General features: G+C 66.1%; 17 protein-coding genes. 11 read left to right on the top strand and 6 right to left on the bottom strand.

Annotated elements, in window-relative coordinates; all coding sequences use genetic code 11:
• Window positions 1-100 precede the first annotated feature (100 nt).
• A complete protein-coding gene (gene clpB / locus C8N34_RS08845) occupies window positions 101-2,716 on the top strand; it encodes an ATP-dependent chaperone ClpB (RefSeq protein WP_108128530.1) in 2,616 nt (871 codons plus the stop codon).
• A gap of 74 nt (window positions 2,717-2,790) precedes the next feature.
• Here the strand turns inward: clpB and C8N34_RS08850 are convergent, their stop codons facing one another.
• From C8N34_RS08850 to C8N34_RS08870, 5 genes are all read right to left on the bottom strand, one after another.
• Window positions 2,791-3,699 (bottom strand): transglutaminase family protein, encoded by a 909-nt coding sequence (locus C8N34_RS08850; RefSeq protein WP_108128531.1) that lies wholly within the window; start codon window positions 3,697-3,699, stop codon window positions 2,791-2,793.
• Between the two features lie 5 nt (window positions 3,700-3,704).
• A complete protein-coding gene (locus C8N34_RS08855; protein WP_108128532.1) occupies window positions 3,705-6,071 on the bottom strand; it encodes a circularly permuted type 2 ATP-grasp protein in 2,367 nt (788 codons plus the stop codon).
• Window positions 6,072-6,103: 32 nt separating this feature from the next.
• On the bottom strand, window positions 6,104-9,538 hold the full coding sequence (locus C8N34_RS08860; RefSeq protein ID WP_108128533.1) for a transglutaminase family protein: 3,435 nt from the start codon (window positions 9,536-9,538) through the stop codon (window positions 6,104-6,106).
• Window positions 9,539-9,692: 154 nt separating this feature from the next.
• Window positions 9,693-10,313 carry a thiamine phosphate synthase gene (locus C8N34_RS08865; RefSeq protein WP_108128534.1) on the bottom strand — a complete coding sequence of 207 codons (621 nt, stop codon included), beginning with the start codon at window positions 10,311-10,313 and terminating at the stop codon, window positions 9,693-9,695.
• Between the two features lie 30 nt (window positions 10,314-10,343).
• On the bottom strand, window positions 10,344-10,694 hold the full coding sequence (locus C8N34_RS08870; RefSeq protein WP_108128535.1) for a TfoX/Sxy family protein: 351 nt from the start codon (window positions 10,692-10,694) through the stop codon (window positions 10,344-10,346).
• 67 nt (window positions 10,695-10,761) lie between these two features.
• On the opposite strand from C8N34_RS08870, the gene C8N34_RS08875 reads away from it, so the two are divergent.
• From C8N34_RS08875 to C8N34_RS08895, 5 genes are all read left to right on the top strand, one after another.
• The gene (locus C8N34_RS08875) at window positions 10,762-11,544 is read left to right on the top strand and encodes an RNA methyltransferase (RefSeq protein WP_108128536.1); all 783 of its coding nucleotides are present in this window, start codon (window positions 10,762-10,764) and stop codon (window positions 11,542-11,544) included.
• A 61-nt stretch (window positions 11,545-11,605) separates the two neighbouring features.
• Window positions 11,606-12,760, top strand: a complete 1,155-nt coding sequence (gene ctaA, locus C8N34_RS08880) for a heme A synthase (RefSeq protein ID WP_108128537.1) — start codon at window positions 11,606-11,608, stop codon at window positions 12,758-12,760.
• Window positions 12,760-14,229 carry a carboxypeptidase M32 gene (locus C8N34_RS08885; protein ID WP_108128538.1) on the top strand — a complete coding sequence of 490 codons (1,470 nt, stop codon included), beginning with the start codon at window positions 12,760-12,762 and terminating at the stop codon, window positions 14,227-14,229. Before ctaA ends, C8N34_RS08885 begins: the two co-directional genes overlap by 1 nt.
• A gap of 1 nt (window position 14,230) precedes the next feature.
• Window positions 14,231-15,115: an MFS transporter gene (locus C8N34_RS08890; protein ID WP_108128539.1), complete on the top strand. Its 885-nt coding sequence runs from the start codon at window positions 14,231-14,233 to the stop codon at window positions 15,113-15,115.
• A 93-nt stretch (window positions 15,116-15,208) separates the two neighbouring features.
• Window positions 15,209-15,412, top strand: a complete 204-nt coding sequence (locus C8N34_RS08895; RefSeq protein WP_145693594.1) for a hypothetical protein — start codon at window positions 15,209-15,211, stop codon at window positions 15,410-15,412.
• Between the two features lie 151 nt (window positions 15,413-15,563).
• On the opposite strand, the gene C8N34_RS08900 is transcribed toward C8N34_RS08895, so the two are convergent.
• Window positions 15,564-16,598 carry a dipeptidase gene (locus C8N34_RS08900; protein ID WP_108128541.1) on the bottom strand — a complete coding sequence of 345 codons (1,035 nt, stop codon included), beginning with the start codon at window positions 16,596-16,598 and terminating at the stop codon, window positions 15,564-15,566.
• Window positions 16,599-16,753: 155 nt separating this feature from the next.
• On the opposite strand from C8N34_RS08900, the gene C8N34_RS08905 reads away from it, so the two are divergent.
• The 5 genes from C8N34_RS08905 to C8N34_RS08925 are packed head-to-tail and all read left to right on the top strand — an operon-like array spanning window position 16,754 to window position 21,942.
• The gene (locus C8N34_RS08905; RefSeq protein ID WP_054302533.1) at window positions 16,754-18,352 is read left to right on the top strand and encodes an ABC transporter substrate-binding protein; all 1,599 of its coding nucleotides are present in this window, start codon (window positions 16,754-16,756) and stop codon (window positions 18,350-18,352) included.
• Window positions 18,353-18,395: 43 nt separating this feature from the next.
• A complete protein-coding gene (locus C8N34_RS08910) occupies window positions 18,396-19,448 on the top strand; it encodes an ABC transporter permease (RefSeq protein WP_082400862.1) in 1,053 nt (350 codons plus the stop codon).
• A 4-nt stretch (window positions 19,449-19,452) separates the two neighbouring features.
• A complete protein-coding gene (gene nikC, locus C8N34_RS08915; RefSeq protein WP_108128542.1) occupies window positions 19,453-20,358 on the top strand; it encodes a nickel transporter permease in 906 nt (301 codons plus the stop codon).
• The gene (locus C8N34_RS08920) at window positions 20,355-21,191 is read left to right on the top strand and encodes an ABC transporter ATP-binding protein (RefSeq protein WP_108128543.1); all 837 of its coding nucleotides are present in this window, start codon (window positions 20,355-20,357) and stop codon (window positions 21,189-21,191) included. Before nikC ends, C8N34_RS08920 begins: the two co-directional genes overlap by 4 nt.
• Window position 21,192: 1 nt before the next feature.
• Entirely contained in the window at window positions 21,193-21,942 is a 750-nt protein-coding gene (locus C8N34_RS08925) for an ABC transporter ATP-binding protein (RefSeq protein ID WP_108128544.1), read from the top strand.
• Window positions 21,943-21,947 lie beyond the last annotated feature (5 nt).

Raw genomic sequence — 21,947 nt, forward strand, 5'->3', positions numbered from 1 at the left:
TTGCGCAGCGCGGCGCATGTGCCCATCTGATGCCTGAGGCCGGCGTGGACATGCCTTCCGAGGGTGTTCGCAAGCGGCGCTTTTGAAAGGAGAATTGCCGATGAACATGGAAAAGTTCACGGAACGGTCGCGCGGTTTCCTGCAAGCGGCCCAGACGATTGCAATGCGCGAAAGCCATCAGCGTGTACTGCCTGAGCATCTGCTCAAGGCTCTGATGGATGATGAACAGGGTCTTGCCTCCAACCTGATCCGCCGCGCCGGTGGCGCGCCCGAACGGGTGAACGAGGCGGTCAATGCCACTATCGCCAAGCAGCCCAAGGTTTCGGGCGGCGAGGGCCAGACCTATATTGACCCCTCGCTGGTGCGTGTGCTGGACGAGGCTGAACAGGTCGCCAAAAAGGCGGGCGATGCGTTCGTGCCGGTGGAGCGGATTCTGACCGCGCTGGCGCTTGTGAATACCCGCGCCAAGGATGCGCTGACGGCGGGCGCCGTTACGGCGCAGAATCTCAACGCCGCGATCAATGACATCCGCAAGGGCCGCACCGCCGACAGCGCCTCGTCCGAGGATACGATGGAGGCGCTGAAGAAATACGCGCGCGACCTGACCGAGGCCGCTGCCGAGGGCAAGATCGACCCGATCATCGGCCGCGACGAGGAAATCCGCCGCGCCATGCAGGTTCTGTCGCGCCGCACCAAGAACAACCCGGTGCTGATCGGGGAGCCGGGTGTGGGTAAAACTGCGATTGCCGAGGGCCTCGCGCTGCGCATCGTCGATGGCGACGTGCCGGAATCCCTGCGCAACAAGAAGCTGATGGCGCTGGATATGGGCGCGCTGATCGCCGGGGCGAAATACCGCGGCGAATTCGAGGAGCGTCTGAAAGCCATCCTCAAGGAGATCGAGGCGGCCGCAGGCGAGGTAATCCTGTTCATCGACGAGATGCACACGCTGGTCGGCGCGGGCAAATCCGATGGCGCGATGGATGCGGCGAACCTGATTAAACCCGCGTTGGCGCGGGGTGAATTGCACTGCATCGGCGCAACCACGCTGGATGAATACCGCAAATATGTCGAGAAAGACCCGGCGCTTGCCCGGCGCTTCCAGCCCGTCATGGTCGAGGAGCCGACGGTGGAAGACACCATCTCGATCCTGCGCGGCATCAAGGAGAAGTATGAACTGCACCACGGCGTGCGGATCAGCGACTCGGCGCTCGTGGCGGCGGCGACGCTCAGCCATCGCTACATCACCGACCGTTTCCTGCCCGACAAGGCCATCGACCTTGTGGACGAGGCGGCAAGCCGTCTGCGCATGGAAGTGGACAGCAAGCCCGAGGAACTGGACCAGCTCGATCGTCAGATCCTGCAACTTCAGATCGAGGCCGAGGCGCTGAAGAAAGAGGATGACGCGGCGTCGAAGGACCGGCTGGAAAAGCTGGAGATGGAGCTTGCCGACCTGCAAGAGAAATCGGCCGGGCTGACCGCCAAATGGCAGGCAGAACGCGACAAGCTGGAAGCCTCGCGCGAGTTGAAGGAACAGCTTGACCGCGCGCGGGCCGAACTGGATCAGGCGAAACGCGAAGGCAATCTGGGCCGCGCGGGTGAGTTGTCCTACGGCATCATTCCGGGGCTGGAGAAGAAACTGGCCGAGGCCGAAGCCCGCGAGGGCGAGGCGCTTGTCAGCGAGGCCGTGCGCCCCGAACAGATCGCCGAAGTGGTGGAACGCTGGACCGGCATCCCGACCTCCAAGATGCTGGAGGGCGAACGCGAAAAGCTGCTGCGCATGGAAGAAGAGCTTGGCAAGCGCGTGATCGGCCAGAAACAGGCGGTGATCGCGGTATCCAATGCGGTGCGTCGCGCACGCGCGGGTCTGAACGACGAAAACCGCCCGCTCGGCAGCTTCCTGTTCCTCGGTCCGACCGGGGTGGGCAAGACCGAACTGACCAAGGCCGTCGCCGAATATCTGTTCGACGATGAAAACGCGATGGTGCGGATCGACATGAGCGAATTCATGGAGAAACACTCCGTCGCGCGGCTGATCGGCGCGCCGCCCGGCTATGTCGGCTATGACGAGGGCGGGGTGCTGACCGAGGCGGTGCGGCGCCGGCCCTATCAGGTGGTGCTGTTCGACGAGGTGGAGAAAGCCCACCCCGACGTGTTCAACGTGCTGTTGCAGGTGCTTGATGACGGCATCCTGACCGACGGGCAGGGCCGGACGGTGGACTTCAAGCAGACGCTGATCATCCTGACCTCGAACCTCGGGGCGCGGTCTCTCAGCGAACTGCCGGAAGGCGCCGACCCGACCGAGGCGCGGCGGCAGGTGGAAGAGGCGGTCCGGGCGCATTTCCGGCCCGAATTCCTCAACCGTCTGGACGAGCAGATCATCTTCGACCGGCTGAACCGGGCGGACATGGGCGGTATCGTCGAGATCCAGTTGCGGCGTCTGGAAAAACGGCTGGCGCAGCGCAAGATCGCGCTGGAGCTGGACGCGGATGCGAAAGCCTGGCTGGCGGACGAGGGTTACGATCCGGTGTTCGGCGCCCGGCCGCTGAAGCGGGTGATCCAGCGCAACCTGCAAGATCCGCTGGCCGAGATGATCCTGGCGGGCGAGGTGCTGGACGGCTCGACCGTCAGCGCGACGGCGGGGCCGGAGGGGCTGATCCTTGGCGAAAGGGTCATCGCTTCGCGGCGCGAGAAACCGGCCGAAGTGCGGGTGCATTGATGAAAGGGGGCCTTCGGGCCCCCTTTCCCATAAGGGCGACCCGGCGGATGCCGCTCCCGGCAGGGCGGGCCGGTCTAGGTCGCCCCCTCCTGCTGACCGGGTGGCGGCGCGGGGGTGTCAAGCGGGACCACATCCACCGCATGCCGGCTGTCCTGACCGCCTGCGGTGCGGATGGCGCCCAGAACCGGCGCGACATCGGCATAGTCGCGGCCTACGGCGACGGTGATGTAATCGTCACCGGGATGTTTGGCATTGGTCGGGTCATATTCGACCCAGCCCATCGCCGCACCGCACCAGGCCCGCACCCAGGCGTGCATGGCATCCACCCCTTGCAGGCGCGGCTGACCCGGCGGCGGATCGGTGCGCAGGAAGCCCGAGATATAGGCGGCGGGAATACCGATCCCGCGCAGCGCGCCGATCATTACCTGCGCGAAATCCTGACAGACGCCATGCCGGTTGGCGAAGGCCAGGGCGGGGGCGGTATTGGCATCGGTCGCGCCCGCATCAAAGCGCATTTCGGCATGCAGGGCCTCGCCAAGGGCGACAACCGTGGCCAGCGTGGTCTCGCGCAGATGCGCGCGGGCGAAATCGACCGCCGCCGCATCGGGCGGGATGCGGGGCGAGGGCGCGCGGAAGTGATGCGGTGCGGCGGGGCCGATATCGGCCAGTGCCGCGAGGTCCGCCGCCAGCGCGGCGGGCGAGGGGGAGGTGTCGGTCAGCGGGGCGGGCACTCCGCGCTCCACTTCTGCTGTCAGGTCGAACCGGCAGGTGGCGACGGGGTCGTGCCAGGCGACTGCCGTGGTGGCATTGCCGAAGAAATCTATCCCGTCGCGCCGTTCATCAGGCGGGGGGGTGATTGTCAGCGCGCTGGTCAGAACCTGCTGATCCGGGCCGTTGCCGGGCATCAGGCGCAAGATGTTGCGCACATGGTCCGAGGCGCCGGGATAGTCATAGTCGATGACGAGGCGGATGGCATAACGCATTTGCATCACCGCAGATAACGCGCGGTCAGAAGGTCGGAGACCTCGTAAAGCCGTCCGCGCAGGGCGATCAGGGTTTCGGTCGTCAAGGTTTCCGGCTGGGCCACCCGCAAATCGGTGTCAAGCATCAGCAGCGCCCGGTCGAGGGCCGAGCCGCGATCCTCGGTCGGGTCATGCGGCAGCTGAGAAACATGCTGGCGCATCTGCACCACCTGCGACAGCACGGCGCGGGGGTTGTTATCATCCAGCATCAGCAGATCCAGCACCGTGCTGTGCGCCGGGCCGAAGTGATAGCGCCGCTGGTGGGTCATCACGCTGTCGCCGACCTCGATGGCGATTTCCAGCGCGCCGGGGGCGGCCGCGGGATCAGCGAAGGTGGTCAGCAGCATGAGCATGGCATCGGCGCGTTCCTGCGCCCGGCCCAGCGACAGGAAGCGCCAGCCCATGAAGTGATACATGTTTTCATGCACCAGGCCGGAAAAGCCCGAGATTTTGCGCAGCAGAACCGTCATCGCATGCGCCGCATCGGCGCCGGGGCCGACCTTGCGGGTCAGCCGGCCCGCGGATTTGAACAGATCGTTCAGCGCCGACCAGGCATCGGGCGAGAAACGGTCGCGCACCTTGGCGGCGCTGTCGCGGGCGGTGCCGATCAGGCCGGGCAGCGCCTCCGGAACCGGCTGATCAAGGCCAAGGCCCAGACCCGCAAGATAACCTTCCAGCAGTTGCAGCCGGGGGTCGGCAGGATCGGCGGTTTCGGCCAGCCGCAGGTGATAGGCGCGGATCAGGCGGATCGCACCCTCGGCCCGCTCGACATAGCGGCCCAGCCAGTAAAGGTTTTCCGCCGCGCGCGAAGGCAGGGCACCCGCCGTGGCGCGCGGCACGATTTCAGGCGGGACCAGCGTGTCATCGGGCACGGGCGCATCCGCCACCACCCAGACATCTGCGACCGATCCCCCCGCCTGCATGGCCAGCGCCTTGGTATCGGCGGTCTTGCCGATCCGGGCATAGCCGCCGGGCATGAAGGTCCAGCCATCGGGCGTCCGGGCAGCAAAGACGCGCAGCGTCATTGGCCGGGGCACGAGGCGGCCTTCGTGCAGGGCCGGGGTTGTCGAAAGTGTCACCGCCTCCTGCCCGACCAGATCGGCGCCCTCGCGTGCCAGCCGCTCGGCCAGCGCCTCGGTCTCCGCCGGGCCCAGAGCGGTTTCCGCCCCGGTTGCGAAGGGCAGAGCGGCATCCAGCGCCGGGCCGATCATCAGCCGCGCCGCGTTTTCCAGCACGAAATCTCGCTCCGCCGGCTGGCCGCACCACCATGTCGCAATATTCGGCAGGCTGAGCGGTGCGCCGGTCAGCACCTCGCTGATACGGGGCAGGAAGGCCATCATGGCCCGCACCTCCAGCACGCCGGATCCCAGCGCATTCACCAGCCCGAGCCCGCCTGCCCGCAGCGCCTCGATCATGCCCGGAGTACCGATCTGCGAGCTTTCGTTCAGCTCCAGCGGATCGGCAAATTCGCTGTCGATCCGTCGCCAGAGCGCGCCCACCGGCTCCAGCCCGGTGACGGTGCGCACCATGGCCTGACCGTCGCGCACAATCAGATCCTCACCTTCCAGCAGCATGAGGCCGAGGTAGCGGGCGATGTAGGTATGTTCGTAATAGGTGTCGTTGCTGGGGCCGGGGCTGAGAATCGCGGCGCGGCGGCCGGGGCCGGCCTGTGCCTCCAGCGCAGCGCGGAAGGCGCGGAAGAAGCCGGCCAGTCGCAGCACATGGCTGCGCGGCACGAAATCGGAAAACATCCGCGTGGTGGCCATGCGGTTTTCCAGGGCGAACCCGGCGCCTGAGGGCGCCTGCGTCCGGTCGCCCAGCACGAAGAACGACCCGTCGGGGGAGCGTCCGATCTCGAAGGCCAGATGGTGCAGGAAATGGCCCGAGCGGGGCGGAATGCCCACCAGAGGGCGCAGCCAGTGCGGATTGCGCGCCACCAGATCGGCGGGCAGGTGGCCGTCCCGCACCAGCCTGCCGGGGCCGTAAAGATCGGCCATCACGGCCTCAAGCAGTTCGGCGCGCTGTGTCAGCCCGGTGCAGAGCTGCCCCCAGTCGGTTTCGGACAGCAGCACCGGAAGATGGCTCAGCGGCCATTCCCGTTCCTGCCCCGGATCATTGGCGTAAAGCCGGAAATAGACCCCGGCATCGCGCAGATACTGATCCCCGCGCGCTGTGCGTTCCGCGATTTCCTCGGCCGGGCGGGCGCCCAGCCAGTCGAGAAGCGGCGCCCAGACCGGGCGCGGGCTTCCATCCGCTGCAAACAATTCGTCCGCAGCGCCGGGCAGCGGTGCGTAGCCACCTGTCAGGTCGGTCGGGGGAGGCAGGTCAGCCAAGGTCGCACTCTCACATTCTGCACAGGGTCAGATTACACCCAAGGCCCGCGCCGCAGGTCCAGCGTCATCGGAAACTCGGGATGCGGCTGTTCGGTTGCAGGGGTATAGGCGCCCGGCGCATGGCCATGCGCCTCGAACCGCGCCAGACGGCGGGCCTCGGCCTCATACCCATTGACCGGGAAGGTATCGTAGTTCCGTCCGCCCGGATGCGCGACGTGATAGACGCAGCCACCCACGGCGCGGCCCGTCCAGTCGTCATAGAGGTCGAAGGTCAGCGGCGCGTTCACCGGCAGCACCGGGTGCAGGGCCGCTGCCGGTTGCCAGGCCTTGAAGCGCACGCCGCCCACGCTTTCGCCACTGGTGCCGGTGCGGGTCAGCGGCACGGGACGGCCGTTGCACATCACGCGGAAGCGGTCTTGCGTCAGCGTCGTCATCTTCACCTGCAAGCGTTCGACTGAACTGTCGGTATAGCGCACCGTGCCGCCGATGGCGCCGGTCTCGCCCAGAACATGCCACGGCTCCAGCGCCTGCCGCAATTCCAGATGCACCGCGCCGAAGTCGCTGGCGACCTCGACCTGCCCGCAGAAGGGGAAGCGGAACTCGGCCTGCGCCTGATACCACACGGGATCAAGCTTGAAGCCATGTTCCGCCAGATCATCCAGCAGGCTGAGAAAATCCTGCCAGATGAAATGCGGCAGCATGAAGCGGTCATGCAGCACGGTGCCCCAGCGCACCGGCTTGCCTTTGACCGGCGCTTTCCAGCAGCGCGCGATGATGGCGCGGATCAAAAGTTGCTGAGCAAGGTTCATGCGCGGATGCGGCGGCATTTCAAAGCCGCGGAATTCCACCAACCCCAGCCGCCCGGTCGGGCCGTCGGGGGAATAGAGCTTGTCGATACAGATTTCCGCCCGGTGGGTGTTGCCGGTCACGTCGATCAGGATGTTGCGCAGCAGCCGGTCCACCAGCCAGGGCGGCGGCAGCGGCCCGCCCGCAACCGGATCGCCAATCTGGCTCAGCGCGATTTCCAGCTCGTAAAGGCTGTCGTGCCGGGCCTCGTCGATGCGCGGCGCCTGGCTGGTCGGGCCGATGAACAGGCCCGAGAACAGATAGCTCAGCGACGGGTGGCGCTGCCAGATCAGGATCAGCGATTTAAGCAGGTCGGGGCGGCGCAGGAAGGGGCTGTCGTCCATCGTCGCGCCGCCGACAACCACATGGTTGCCACCGCCGGTGCCGGTATGGCGTCCGTCGATCATGAACTTGTCGGCGCCAAGGCGGCTTTGCCGTGCCTCGTCATAGATCGCCTCGGTGGTGGCGACGCAATCCTCCCAGCTGTGGGCAGGATGGATGTTCACTTCGATCACGCCGGGGTCGGGGGCGACGCGGATCACGTTCAGACGCGGATCATGCGGCGGGGCATATCCTTCGATATGAACCGGCAGGTTCAGGTCGGCCGCCGTCGCCTCGGCGGTGGCCAGCAGTTCGAGGTAATCCTCCAGCGTCTCGCAGGGAGGCATGAACAGACACAGCCGCCCGTCGCGCGGCTCGATGGCGATGGCGGTGCGTACCCAGCCTTGCGCCGGGTCGACGCCTCCTTGCAGTGCGATGCGCTGGCGACGCGGCTCTGCCGGCTTCACCGCGCCCGGTTGTTGATGCCCGTCAGAAACCGGGGGCAGTGTCGCGGCCATCTCGGCCTCTTCCGCCGCGAGCCTGTCAATCTCGGCCTGCACCTCGGCGCGCCGCGCGGCAAGTGTCGCATGGAAATCGGGCAGGGGCGCCAGCGGGATCGAGGTATCGGCCGGATAGCTGTAGGGATATTGTGCTGGCGGGATATAGGGCAGCCCCGCCAGCGGCAGGCGATAGCCCACCGGGCTGTCGCCGGGGATCAGAAACAGATGCCCGCGCCGGGGTTTCCACATCTCGGACCGCCAGCGCGGACCCTGCGCCTGCGCCTGCCAGCGCTGAAGCGGCAGCACAAAGCCCGACGGCTCGGTCAACCCGCGCGAAAAGACCCGCGCGAAACGCGAGCGTTCCTCGGCATCCTTCAGCTTGCTGTTTTCCGGGCTGACATTCGGCGGCAGATTGGCTTCTTTCAGAATCCATTCCGCCGGATCTTCATAGGCCGGCTGCGCGTGTTCGGGGGAAATCCCCAGCTTTTCGGCGAAGCCTTCCATGAAGCGCCCGGCCTCATCGGCGCCGACGCGGTAATCCTGCGCCTCGCGGGCCACCAGATCGGGGTTTTGCCAAACGGGCTTGCCGTCGCGCCGCCAGTAAAGCGAGAAGGTCCAGCGCGGCAGGCTTTCACCCGGATACCACTTGCCTTGCCCGTAATGCAGGAAACCGCCCGGCGCGAAGCGGCTGCGCAGGCGGCGGATCAGCGTGTCGGCACGGTCGCGTTTCGTCGGCCCGACGGCGGCGGTATTCCATTCGGCGGATTCGAAATCGTCGATCGAGACGAAGGTGGGTTCCCCCCCCATGGTCAGCCGCACATCGCCCTCGGCCAGCGCCGCATCGACCTTGCGGCCAAGCTCGTTCAGCCGGTCCCATGCCTCGTCGCTGAAGGGCTTGGTGATGCGCGGATGCTCGGCCACGCGCCGCACCTGCATATCGAAGTCGAAACTCACCTCGGGCGTGCCCAGCGCCGAGAAGCCGCCCGAGATCGGCGCGGCATTGCGGTAGTGCGGGGTCGCGGCCAGCGGGATATGGCTTTCGCCGGTCAGAAGACCGCTCGTCGGGTCCAGCCCGATCCAGCCCGCGCCGGGGATATAGACCTCCACCCAGGCATGGAGATCGGTGAAATCGACCTCGGTGCCCGACGGGCCGTCCAGCGATTTCACATCCGGCGCCAACTGGATCAGATAGCCCGAGACGAAACGCGCGGCAAAGCCCAGATGGCGCAGGGCCTGCACCAGCAGCCAGCTTGAATCGCGGCATGAGCCGGATGTGGCATGGAGCGTTTCCTCGGGCGTCTGCACGCCCGGCTCCATGCGGATGGTGTAGTTGACGACACCGTTCACCTGCGCGTTCAGCGCCACCAGGAAATCGGTGGTGCGCACCCTGTCCCGCGGAACCGTCGCCAGAAACGCTTCCAGCAATGGGCCTGCGGGTTCGGGTGTGCGGTAGATCACCAGATCATCGGCCAGATCGCGCGGGTATTCGAAGGGCCAGAACTCGGCACTGTCCTCCACGAAGAAATCGAAGGGATTGTAGACCGACATGTCGGCCACCAGATCGACCTCGATGCGGAACTCGGTCACCGGCTCGGGAAAGACGAAGCGTGCAAGCCAGTTGCCGTAGGGGTCTTGCTGGTGGTTCACGAAATGCCCGCCGGGCGAGACCTTGAGACTATGGGACAGAACCTTGGTGCGTGACTGCGGCGCGGGGCGCAGGCGGATGATCTGCGGGCCCAGCGTGACCGGGCGGTCGTATTTGTAATGGGTCAGATGGTGGATGCTGGCATGAATCGCCATGAAAAGCCCCCGTTCGTCGCGTTTGCCCCCAACCTAACGCGGCGCCATCCGGGGGCGAGGGGCTGGGCCTATCCTGCAAGCTTTGGCGGCAATGTCACGCAAAAGCGCCGCCTTGTTGGGCGGCGCCTGACGTCATGCCTGAATTTTGGGCAGGTCAGCCCAGCGGGGCCAGCAGTGCCTTCAGCGCTGCCGCCGCATCCGGGGCCTTCCAGATTTCCTCGCCCACGCCGAAGAAATCGGTGACAGGACCGAATTGCGCCACCAGTTCGGCGGTCAGCGCGCCTTCGGCCACCACCGGCACCTCGATCATCTCGGACCACCACTGGAACAGGTCGAGGTCCGCGCGGCTGCCATCGCCCAGCGGCGTTTCGCCCACTGGGCCGAAGCTGACGTAATCAGCGCCTGCCTCGGCTGCGCTGATGCCCTCGTGCCGGGTGGTGCCGCAGAAGGCGCCGATGATGGCATCGTCGCCCAGATCCTTGCGCAGTTTCCGCACATTGCGTGACCCGTCGGTCAGGTGCACCCCGTCGAGGCCCAGCCGTTCGACCAGCAGCACATGGTTCTCGATCACCAGCGCCACATCGCGGGCATGGGCCACTTCGCGCAGCGCATCGGCGGCCCGCGCCACCCGGTCCTCGTCGCGCGAGGCGAGCGCAAGACGCACGCAGGCCACTTCCTCGGCGTCCAGCACGGCGGCCAGCCGGTCGGGGAAAATGTCGAGGTCAAACTCGGGCGGGGTGACAAGGTAAAGTTGCGGGCGGTCGGCTTCGGCCATCGGGGCCTCCTGTTGCGGGATTCGCGCCGTTTAGCGCGTTTTCCGGGCTTTGGCTACTTTCGGCGGCAGCTCTGCCACGCAATCCAGTGCAAGCCGCATCAGCGCCCCGCGCAAACCATCATCGGCCGCTGTTTCCGGGCTGCATTCCGCCATGACCGACATGGGCCGTCCGCCCATCATCATCTGCGCGACGCCGGGCAGGGCCAGCGCGGCGGCCATCCGATCCTTGCCCACGCGGAACATCGCACCGCCGCTGTAGGCGCCGCAGACCATGTTCCCGGCAAGCATGAAGGCAATGCCGCCGAACATCTTCTGTTCGCGGAAGGGGTGGTCCGCCAGATCATCGCGCAGCATTTGCGCCATTCCCTCGTCATAGGCCATGGCGCTCTCCTTGTTTTGCCGGGGGTTTGAGCGTAGACGGACGCTGGGACAAATCCAGAGGAAACGCATGACAGATCCCGTCCTCATCCTCGTGCGGCCCCAGATGGGCGAGAACATCGGCGCGGCGGCGCGGGCGATGCTGAACTTCGGGCTGACGCGGATGCGCATTGTCGGGCCACGCGACGGCTGGCCGAATCCGAAGGCCGTGGCCATGGCCAGCGGGGCGGGGCGGGTGCTGGACAGTGCGGGGCTGTTCGCGGACCTGCCCGCCGCAATCGCCGATTGCGATTTCGTCTTTGCCACCACGGCGCGCGGGCGCGAGCTGACGAAGCCCGTGATGACCCCGGAACGCGCGATGGAATATGCCCGCGCGCTCAGCGCCGAGGGCAAGCGTGTCGGCATCCTGTTCGGGCCCGAACGCGCCGGGCTGGAAAACGAGGATGTCGTTTTGGCCAATGCCATCGTCACCGTGCCGGTGAACCCCGAGTTTCCCTCGCTCAACCTCGGGCAATGCGTGCTGCTGATGGGTTATGAATGGGCGCGGCAGACGCAGGAGACCGCGCCCGAGGTGATGAATTTCGCGCGCACGGAATTTGCAGGCCAGCAAGAGATTGAGGCGCTGGCCAATCACTTCGAGGACCGGCTGGAGGCGGCGGGCTTCTTCTTCCCGGCGGCCAAGGCGCCGGGTATGAAAGTCTCGCTGCGCAACCTGTGGTCGCGGCTGCCGCTGACCTCGGCCGAGGTGCGTACCTTCCACGGCATGCTGCGCCAGATCGCCTTCAAGCTTGGGCAAAGCAAGTATGACCCCGGCGCCACAGGCAGGGATGACGACGGCAACGGCGGGGATTGAGCGGGTCTTGCCGATCCCCCGGCTCGGGCCTAGTCTCCGCCGCAAGTGAAGGAGGCCCGGCATGGCGCAGAAACGCAGCATTTTCGAGGAGGTCGGCAGCGACACCAAGGCCGCCCCGGCGCCGCAACCGGGTCTGATCGACCGCGGCCATGGCGGCGCGCGCGGCGCAATCCGGCTGTGGCTCGTGCTGATCTTCCTGTTGGTCGCGGCGATGATCATCGTCGGCGGGCTGACCCGGCTGACCGATTCCGGCCTGTCGATCACCGAATGGAAGCCGATCCATGGCGCCATCCCGCCGCTGAGCGATGCCGACTGGGCCGAGGAATTTGCCAAGTATCAGCAAAGCCCGGAATACAAGCTCCAGAACAGCGGCATGGACCTTGCGGCGTTCAAGACGATCTTCTGGTGGGAGTGGGGGCATCGGCAGCTTGGCCGGGTGATCGGCCTTGTCTGGGCGCTGGGCTTCGTGGGCTTTCTGGCCGCGCGCAAAATCCCGGCGGGCTGGACAGGCCGCTTGCTGGGCCTTGGCGCGCTGGGCGGGCTGCAAGGTGCGATCGGCTGGTGGATGGTGTCCTCCGGCCTGCAGGGCGAGATGGTCGACGTGGCCTCTTACCGGCTGGCGACGCATCTGGGCATCGCCTTTGTTATCCTTGGCCTGATTGCCTGGTATGTGCTGCTGCTGGGCCGGACCGAGGCGCAGTTGCTGCAAGCCCGGCGCGGGCGGGAGGCGCGTCTGTTTGGCCTGTCGACCGGGTTGATGCATTTCGCCTTCCTGCAAATCCTGCTGGGCGCGTTGGTCGCGGGCATCGACGCGGGCCGCGCCTTCCCGACCTGGCCCGACATGAATGGCCAGTTCTTCCCCGCTGACGCCTTCTACGTACCGGGGCGTCCGCTTTGGGCGGCGTTCTTTGAAAATCCGGGTCTGGTGCAGTTCAATCACCGCATGGCGGGGTATCTGCTGTTCGCCTTCGGGATTGTCGCCTACCTCAAGGGCCGCAAATCCGCCTATGGCTCCACGCGCTCGGCCTTTCTTGCCGTGCTCTGCGTGATGGTCCTGCAAGTCACGCTGGGCATCGTCACTGCCCTGACCGCCGCGCATCTGCATGTGGCGATCACTCATCAGATCGGTGCGATCCTCCTGTGGGTGCTGATCATTCGCGCCCGCTATTTCAGCCAGTACCCGGTGGCCGGGTCGATCCGTAAAGGAACCCAGTGATGAGTGCATATGACGATCTGATGGCCTTCCAGCGCGAGACCGAGGCGCTGGGCCAGATTGCCGGGCGTCTGGGCTGGGATCAGGAAACCATGATGCCGCGCGGCGCCTCGGAGCAGCGTGGCGAGGAAATGTCGGCCATCGAGGGCGTGCTGCACGCCCGTCGTACCGATCCGCGCATCGCCGAATGGCTGGAAGATGCCCGCCCCGCCGATCCGGTGGCCGCCGCACAACTGCGGCTGATCCGTCGCAGCCATGAACGTGCAACGAAGATCCCGGCAGCACTGGCGCAGCGGCTGGCCCGCGTCACATCGACCGCGCAAGGGATCTGGGCCGAGGCACGCGCCGCCGACAAGGTGGCCGATTTCCTGCCGACGCTGGCCGAGGTCATCGCGCTGAAACGCGAGGAAGCTGCGGCGCTGGCGGGCGACGGCGATCTTTATGACGCGCTGATGGACGATTACGAACCCGGCGCCACGGCGGCGGTGATCGGCGGCATGTTCGACCGCATGCGCCCGCGTCTGGTGCGGCTGCGCGCGGCGGTGCTGGCCGCCGCCCCGGTGCCAAAACTGGATCATCACTTCGGCGAACAGGCGCAACTGCGCTTTGCACGCGATCTGGCCACGACCTTCGGCTATGATTTCACCCGCGGGCGGCTGGATCTGGCGGTGCATCCGTTCAGCTCGGGCTCCGGCAATGATGCGCGGATCACCACGCGGGTGGTGGAGACCGACCCGTTCAACTGCTTCTATTCCACCATCCACGAGGTAGGCCACGCCTGTTATGAACTGGGCATCGATCAGGATTACCTGCTGACGCCGCTGGGCAATGGCGTGTCGATGGGCGTCCATGAAAGCCAGAGCCGGATCTACGAAAACCAGATCGGCCGCAGCCCCGCCTTTACCGGCTGGATGTTCCGGCAGATGCTGGACCGTTTCGGCGATTTCGGGGTCGGCGGCCCCGAGGAGTTTGCCCGCATCGTGAACCGCGTGCAGCCGGGCTTCATCCGCACCGAAGCGGATGAGGTGCATTATAACCTGCATGTGATGATGCGCTTCGATCTGGAACGCGCGCTGATCCGGGGCGATCTGGCGGTCGAGGATCTGGAAGCCGCCTGGAATGACCGCTTCGCTGCCGATTTCGGCGTGGCGGTGGACCGGCCGTCGCACGGGCTCTTGCAGGATGTGCATTGGTCCTGCGGGCTGTTCGGCTATTTCCCGACCTATACGCTGGGCAATGTCTATGCCGGTTGCCTGCATCTGGCGCTGCGCGAGGCGGTGCCGGGGCTGGACGACCAGCTTGCGCGCGGCGATACCTCGGCTGCGACCGGCTGGCTGCGCGAGAATGTGCAACGCCATGGCGGGCTTTACGAGCCGCGTGAGGTGATCACACTGGCCTGCGGCGAGGCCCCGACGGAAGAGCCGCTGCTCGACTACCTCGACGCGAAATTCGGTGCGCTTTACGGGCTCTGACATGCGCGGCGAAGGGGCGGCGGTCTGGGGGCTGGCGCTGGGGCAGACCCTGATCTATGCCGGGCTCTACTACGGTTTCGCCGCCCTGCTGCCCGACCTGCTGGTCGCAACGGGCTGGAGCAAGCAAATGCTCGCCGCCGGGCCGACGCTTGCCTTTCTGGTGACTGCGGTGCTGACCCCCTTCACCGGGCGGCTGGTGGACCGGGGGCTGGGCGGCGAAATGCTGATCCTGCTGCCGATTCTGGGGGCGCTGGGATTGGCCGGTGCCGGGTTCGCAGGCACGCCCGCCTTGTGGCTTGTCGGCTGGGCGGTGGTCGGACTCGCGCAGGCAGGCAGCCTTTATGACACCTGCTTTGCCTTCATCACCCGCCGTCTTGGCGAAGGCGCCCGTATCGCCATCACCCGCGTCACGCTGGTCGCGGGCTTCGCCTCGACCCTTGCCTTTCCGCTGGGCCACTGGCTGGGGGCGCAATTCGGCGGCCGGGGCGGGCTGGCGGCATTGGCGCTGGTGGTGGCCATCGGGGCGGTGCCGGTAAACCTCTGGGCGGTGCGGCGGCTCCGGCGGCTGGAGCGCGCGGGAACTCCGCGCCGCGGTGCCGCTGACCCCGGCCTTCTGACTGCGGCGTTGCGCCGCCCGCTGTTCTGGCTGATCTCTGCTTTGTTCGGCGTGAGCATGCTGAGCCACAGCATGCTGATCACCTATGCGCTGGTGATCTTTGCGGATCGTGGCGCATCCGCAACGATGGCGGTTCTGGCCGCGAGCTGCATCGGGCCAAGTCAGGTGGCGGGGCGGCTGATCCTGATGCTGAACGAGGCGCGGGTCGGCAACCGCATGGCGACGCTTGCCTCGCTCGGGGCGATGGCGCTGGCCTCCGCTGCACTCTAGCTGGCCGGTGCCGCGCCTGGCCTGATCTTCGCCTTTGCCCTGCTGCAAGGGGCCGGGATCGGGCTGACCTCAATCCTTCGACCTGTGCTGCTGATGGAAAAGCTGGGGCGGGCGGGCTTTGGCGCGATCTCCGGCGCGGCGGCGGTCGCGCCCATTCTTGCGATCGCGGCAGCGCCTTCTGTCGGCGCGGCGCTGCTGGGCCTCGGTGGCGTGCCCGCCCTGCTGGGCACCGGCACCGCGCTCGCGCTGGGGGCGCTTTGTCTCGGCGCATTCGTCACGCGACAGCCGTTGCAATGAGTATTTGGGCAAGAAGCAAACCAAGGCCACAGGCGGGGCGGTGAACGGCGCGCCACGACTGCGCCGCGCCTGAGGGCCGTTCTCCGTCCCCTTGCCGCGGTCTGCTCTTGCTTCTTGTCCAAATACTCGAAAGCCGACCGCGCAGCCTGGCTCAGCCGATGGTGCGGCGCAGCAGGTCCATCCAGTTGCCCCAGCACAGCCGCGCGATCAGGGCTTCACCATAGCCCGCGCATTCCATCGCGGTGGTCAGCAGCGGCAGATCGGCCGCCGATCCCATCCAGCCGGGGATGGTGGTACCGTCGAAGTCCGATCCGAGCGCCACGCCGCCTTCGCCCAGCCGGGCGATGAGGTGGTCAAGGTGGCGGATCATCTGTTCGACAGGCATGTCGGGGTTCTTCACACCATCCTCCCGCAGGAAGCCCACGCCAAAATTCAGCCCGCAAAGCCCGCCGGTTTCGGCCATGGCGTCCAGCTGGCGGTCGGTCAGGTTACGGGTGGCGGTGCACAGCGCATGGGCGGCGGAATGGGTGGAGACAAGTGGTTTGGTGCTGATCTTCGCGACATCCCAGAACCCGGCCTCGTTCAGATGCGCGAGGTCCAGCAGCACGCCCAGCCGGTCACATTCGGCGACCAGCCGCTTACCCGCATCCGTCAGGCCGGGGCCGGTATCGGGCGAGGCGGGGAAGTTGAAGGGCACGCCGTGGCCGAAGATATTGTCGCGGCTCCAGACCGGGCCGAGGCTGCGCAACCCGGCGGCATGCAGGACATGCAATTCGTCCAGCCCGGCGCCGATGCCTTCACAGCCCTCGACGTGCAGGATGGCGGCGATGGCGCCCTCGGCGCGTGCGGTTTCGATCTCGGCCACGCTGCGGCAGAGGCGAAAGCTCTCGGGGTGGTTTGCCGCCATGCGGATCAGGATGGCGGCCTGTTCCAGCGTCACGCGATGGGCCTTGGCAGTATCTACCGGGGGAAAAGCGCGCAGGGTGGCGGCCGGGTTCGGGGCGTCCTGCGGCTCGCCGGGCACCCAGATCGCGAAGAAACCCCCTGCAAAGCCGCCCGCGCGGCAGGCGTCCAGCGAGATGTCGCCCTTTCGCCCGGTGAAGAAGCTTTCGCCCGTGCTGTCACCTTCAAACCAGAGGCGCGACAACAGATCGTTGTGGCCATCGAAAATGGCGAAACGGGTCATGGGTTGCTCCTTTTTCCGGCGTGTTGCGGGGCCGATCTGCCCATGTTTCAGGGCTGTTGACAAGCCCGGTGCAAAATTGCCCAATCGGTCAGGATTTCCCGGCAAGGGCCGCCGGAATCGCCACGATAATCACAACAAGAACCAGGGAGTTCACCATGACGTTTGACCTGACCGCGCGTCGCTTCGGGCTGGCTGCCGCCGCCGCGCTGATGCTGGGTGCGGCGCCTGCCGCGCTTCTGGCCGCGACGCCGCCTGATGCGCTGGTGATCGCGGATGCGATTGACGATATCGTGTCGCTGGACCCGCAGGAGGCCTACGAATTCTCTGGTCTCGATGTGGTGAACAACATCTATGACGGTCTGGTGGAGCTGGACCCGTCGCAGCCCACCGGGCCGCAGCCGGGTCTGGCCGAAAGCTGGGAGGTCAGCGAGGACGGCCTGACCTTCACCTTCAAGATGAAGTCGGGCATCACCTTCAGCAGCGGCAATCCGGTGACGGCCGAGGATGCGGCCTTCTCGCTGCGCCGTGCGGTGAAGATCAACAAATCGCCCGCCTTCATCCTCAACCAGTTTGGCTGGACGGCCGAGAATGTGGACGAGATGGTGAAGGCCGAGGGGGATACCGTGGTGCTGAAGGTTGATCAGCCCTATGCGCCGACCTTCCTTTACAATTGCCTCACGGCCGGTGTGGCCTCTGTCGTCGATATGAAGACGGTGATGGAGCATGAGGTCAACGGTGACATGGGCAACGAATGGCTGAAGACCAATTCGGCTGGTACCGGCGCCTTCATCCTGAAAAGCTACAAACCGAACGAGGGTTACCTGCTGGAGGCGCGTCAGGGCCACTGGCGCGGCGATGCCAAGGTGAAATCGGTGTTCATGCGCCATGTGCCCGAGGCCGCGACGCAGCGTCTGCTGCTGGAGAAGGGCGATATCGATATCGCGCGCGAACTGACGCCGGTGGACATTGAAGGCATCGCCGGAAATGCCGATCTGAAGATCCAGAAGGATGTCGGCGGGCAGATCTTCTATCTGTCGTTCAACCAGAAGAACGAGAATTACAAGAACGAGAAGTTCCTCGATGCGATGCGCTGGGCCATCGACTATCAGGGGCTGGCCGACACCGTGCTGAAGGGCAACATGGTGGTGCATCAGGCCTTCCTGCCGAAGGGCTATCTGGGCGCGCTGGAAGACACGCCCTACAGCCTTGACGTGGAAAAGGCGAAGGCGCTGCTGGCCGAAAGCGGCGTGCAGAACCCCAAGGTGGTGATGGATGTGCGCAATGCTGCTGACCGGATGGAAATGGCGCAGTCGATCCAGAACACTTTCGGTCAGGCCGGGATCGAGGTGGAGCTGAACATCGGCGAGGGCGCGGAACAGCTCAAGCGTTATCGCGCGCGCCAGCATGATGCCACGCTGCAAAGCTGGGGGCCGGATTACCCGGACCCGCAGACCAATGCCGGGTCGTTCGCCTGGAACCCCGACAATGCCGACGAGGCGAAGGTCGGCACGCTGGCCTGGCGCAACGCCTATGATCCCGGCAAGCTGAACGACATGACCTCGGCCGCGGTGATGGAGCGGGACGGCGACAAGCGGAAGGCGATGTATGAGGAAGAGCAGAAGCTGCACCGTGAAACCTCGCCCTTCATCGTGATGTTCCAGATCGGCTACAACTCGGCCATGCGCAGCAATGTCAGCGGCTTCTACACCGGCGGCGCGATCGACTCGGCCGCTTACTGGCTTGTGACCAAGTAAGACGATGGCCCCCGGCCGTACGGGCCGGGGGCCGCCCTGACCGATGACTGTATCGCTTTCCTCCTCCCGCTGGATGGCCCGCCTGCGCGGCCTTGGCGGCGCGGCCTTTTCACTGGCCGTCACGCTGCTCGGGCTTTTGTTCGTCACCTTCATCATCAGCCGTGTCGTGCCCATTGACCCGGTGATCGCCATTGTCGGCGAACGCGCCTCGGAGGCGCAGATCGAAACCGCGCGCGTGGCGCTGGGGCTCGATAAGCCCCTGTGGCAGCAATTCTTCATTTTCGTCGGCAATGCGCTGCAAGGCGACCTTGGCACCTCGATCCGCACCGGCGAGCCGGTGATTCAGGCTGTGACGCGTGCCTTTCCGGCGACGCTGGAACTGGCAACGCTGGCCACCATTCTGGGCGTCATCGCGGGCGTTCCGGCAGGTGTGCTGGCGGCGACTCGGCCGGGCAGTCTGGCCGACCATTTCGTGCGGCTGGTCGGGCTGATGGGCTATTCCATGCCGGTGTTCTGGCTGGGGCTGATCGGGCTTTTGCTGTTCTACGGCGTGCTGGGCTGGGTCGGCGGGCCGGGGCGGCTGGATGCGGCCTTCGACATGTTCTACGAATTCGAGGTGACGCCCTATACCGGCATGATCCTGATCGACACTGCGCTGGCGGGACGATGGGACATGTTCGTCAACGCGATCTCCCACATCATCCTGCCCGCCGGGCTGCTGGGCTATGTCTCCATGGCCTATATCAGCCGGATGACCCGCAGCTTCATGATGAATGAACTGGGGCAGGAGTACATCACCACCGCCCGCGTGAAGGGCATGCCGGAATGGCGGGTGATCTGGGTCCATGCCATGCGCAACGTGATGGTGCCGCTGATCACCGTCATCGCGCTGAGCTATGCCTATCTGCTGGAAGGTTCGGTGCTGACCGAGACGATCTTCGCCTGGCCCGGCCTTGGCAGTTACATCACCGACGCGCTGCTGGTGAATGACATGCCTGCCGTGCTGGGCGGCACGGTTGTCGTGGGCGTGGCCTTCGTGGTGCTGAACCTTGTTTCCGACCTGCTCTACCGGCTGGTCGATCCGCGTGCGAGGTAAGGCGATGAGCACATTGACAGAATGGCTGCGCGACCCAAACCCGACCTCGCGGCGGCAGGCGAAGCTTGGCCAGTTGTGGCTGGGCTGGCTGCGTCTGAAACGCAACCCGCTGGCCATGGCGGGGCTGGTGATCATCGGGCTTCTGCTGGTGATCGCCGCTTTCGCGCCGGTGCTGGCGACACATGACCCGATCGCACAGAACCTGCAAAACCGTCTGCAACCGCCGCTGACGCCGGGGCACTGGCTGGGCACCGACGACTTCGGCCGCGATATCTGGAGCAGGATCGTCTATGGCTCGCGTATCACGCTTTACATCATCGCGCTGGTGGCGGTGACGGCGCCCTTGATCGGGCTGATGGTCGGCACGGTTGCGGGTTATTTCGGCGGCTGGGTCGATGCTGTTCTGATGCGGCTGACCGACATCTTTCTGGCCTTCCCGCGGCTCATCCTCGCGCTGGCGCTGGTCGCGGTGCTGGGGCCGGGGATCGAAAATGCGGTGCTGGCCATCGCGCTGACCGCATGGCCGCCCTATGCCCGCGTCGCGCGGGCCGAAACGCTGACCGTGCGCAATTCCGACTACATCGCCGCCGTGCGCCTGCAAGGGGCGGGCGCGGGGCGGGTCATCTGGGGCCACATCGTACCGATGTGCCTGCCTTCGGTCATCATCCGGGTGACACTGGACATGGCCGGGGTGATCCTGATTGCCGCCGGTCTGGGCTTCCTTGGCCTTGGCGCACAACCGCCCTTGTCGGAATGGGGTCTGATGATCAGCGCGGGCCGCAAATACCTGTTCGAGCAATGGTGGGTCGCCACCATGCCTGGCCTTGCCATCTTCATCGTCAGCCTTGGCTTCAACCTGCTGGGCGATGGTTTGCGCGACGTGCTGGACCCGAGGAGTGCCGCGAAATGACGCTGCTGTCGGTAAAGAACCTGCGCGTGACCTTCGATACCGAAACCGGGCGGGTAGAGGCCGTGCGCGGTGTCTCGTTCAGCCTCGGGCGGGAACGGCTGGGCATCGTGGGCGAAAGCGGCTCGGGCAAGACGATGACGGGGCGGTCGGTTCTGCGGCTGATCCGGCCTCCGGGGCGGATCGGGGCGGACGAGATGCGCTTTGACGGGCAGGATCTGATGCGCCTCACGGAACGCGAGATGCGTGCCCTGCGCGGCCCCCGCATCGCCATGGTGATGCAGGACCCGAAATACAGCCTCAACCCGGTGATGCGGGTGGGCGATCAGTTGATGGAGGGGTTGCGCAAACGCGACCGTCTGGGCCGTGCCGAGGCGCGCGCCAAGGCTATCGCCGCGCTGGAGGCGGTGCAGATTCGCGACCCGGAACGGGTGATGGAGGCCTATCCGCATGAACTGTCCGGCGGGATGGGCCAGCGGGTGATGATTGCCATGATGCTGATCCCGAACCCCGACCTGCTGATCGCGGATGAGCCGACCAGCGCACTGGATGTGACGGTGCAGGCCGAGGTTCTGAAAATCCTTGACGATCTGGTGCGCAGCCGGGGCATGGGGCTGATCTTCATCAGCCACGATCTGCGGCTGGTGGCGCGGTTCTGCGACCGCGTACTGGTGATGTACAAGGGGCGCGTGGTCGAGGAACTGGCCGCCGCCGACCTTCTGCATGCAAAGCATCCCTATACACAGGGCCTGCTGAACTGCCTGCCGCGCATTGGCGGCGACCGGGGGCCGTTGCCCGGGCTTGACCGCGATGCCGCTTGGGCGAAAGAGGTCTGAGATGAGCCTGATCGAGATTGATGACCTTTCTGTCACCTTCACCGCACAGGGCCGCGAGGTGCGCGCGGTGCAGGGCGTCAGCTTGCGCGTCGATGCACGCGAAAGTTTCGGGCTGGTCGGCGAAAGCGGCTCGGGCAAATCCACTATCCTGCGGGCGATCTGCGGCCTTGCGCCGGTGTCGGGCGGCAGCATCCGCATCGGCGGTGAGGCGCTGCGCCACGACCGCGCCTTTGCCCGCCGGGTGCAGATGGTGTTCCAGGACCCTTATGCAAGTCTGCACCCCCGGCACACGCTGGATCGCACCCTGTCAGAGCCGCTGGCGATTCATGGCATAGGCGGCGCGGATCAGCGGGTGATGCGGGCGCTGGAAGATGTGGGCCTGCCGTCCAGCTTTCGCTTCCGCTATCCGCATCAGCTCTCAGGCGGCCAGCGCCAGCGCGTTGCCATCGCCCGCGCGCTGATGCTGGAACCGGAAATCCTGCTGCTGGACGAGCCGACCTCTGCGCTGGATGCCAGTGTGCAGGCCGAGGTGCTGAACCTGCTGGCGCGGCTGAGGGCGGAGCGGGAGCTGACTTTCCTGATGGTCAGCCATGACCTCGCGGTGATCGACCATATGTGCGACCGGGTGCTGGTGATGCAGCACGGCCGTGCAGTGGAGGAGCTGACGCGCGCAGAACTGGCCGGGGCGCGGATGCAGACCGATTACGCCCGCAGCCTGTTCGAGGCCAGCGCCGACCGGCTGATGGGGTAGGGGGC

The organism is Gemmobacter caeni (assembly GCF_003054195.1).
Taxonomy (GTDB): Bacteria; Pseudomonadota; Alphaproteobacteria; order Rhodobacterales; family Rhodobacteraceae; genus Gemmobacter; species Gemmobacter caeni.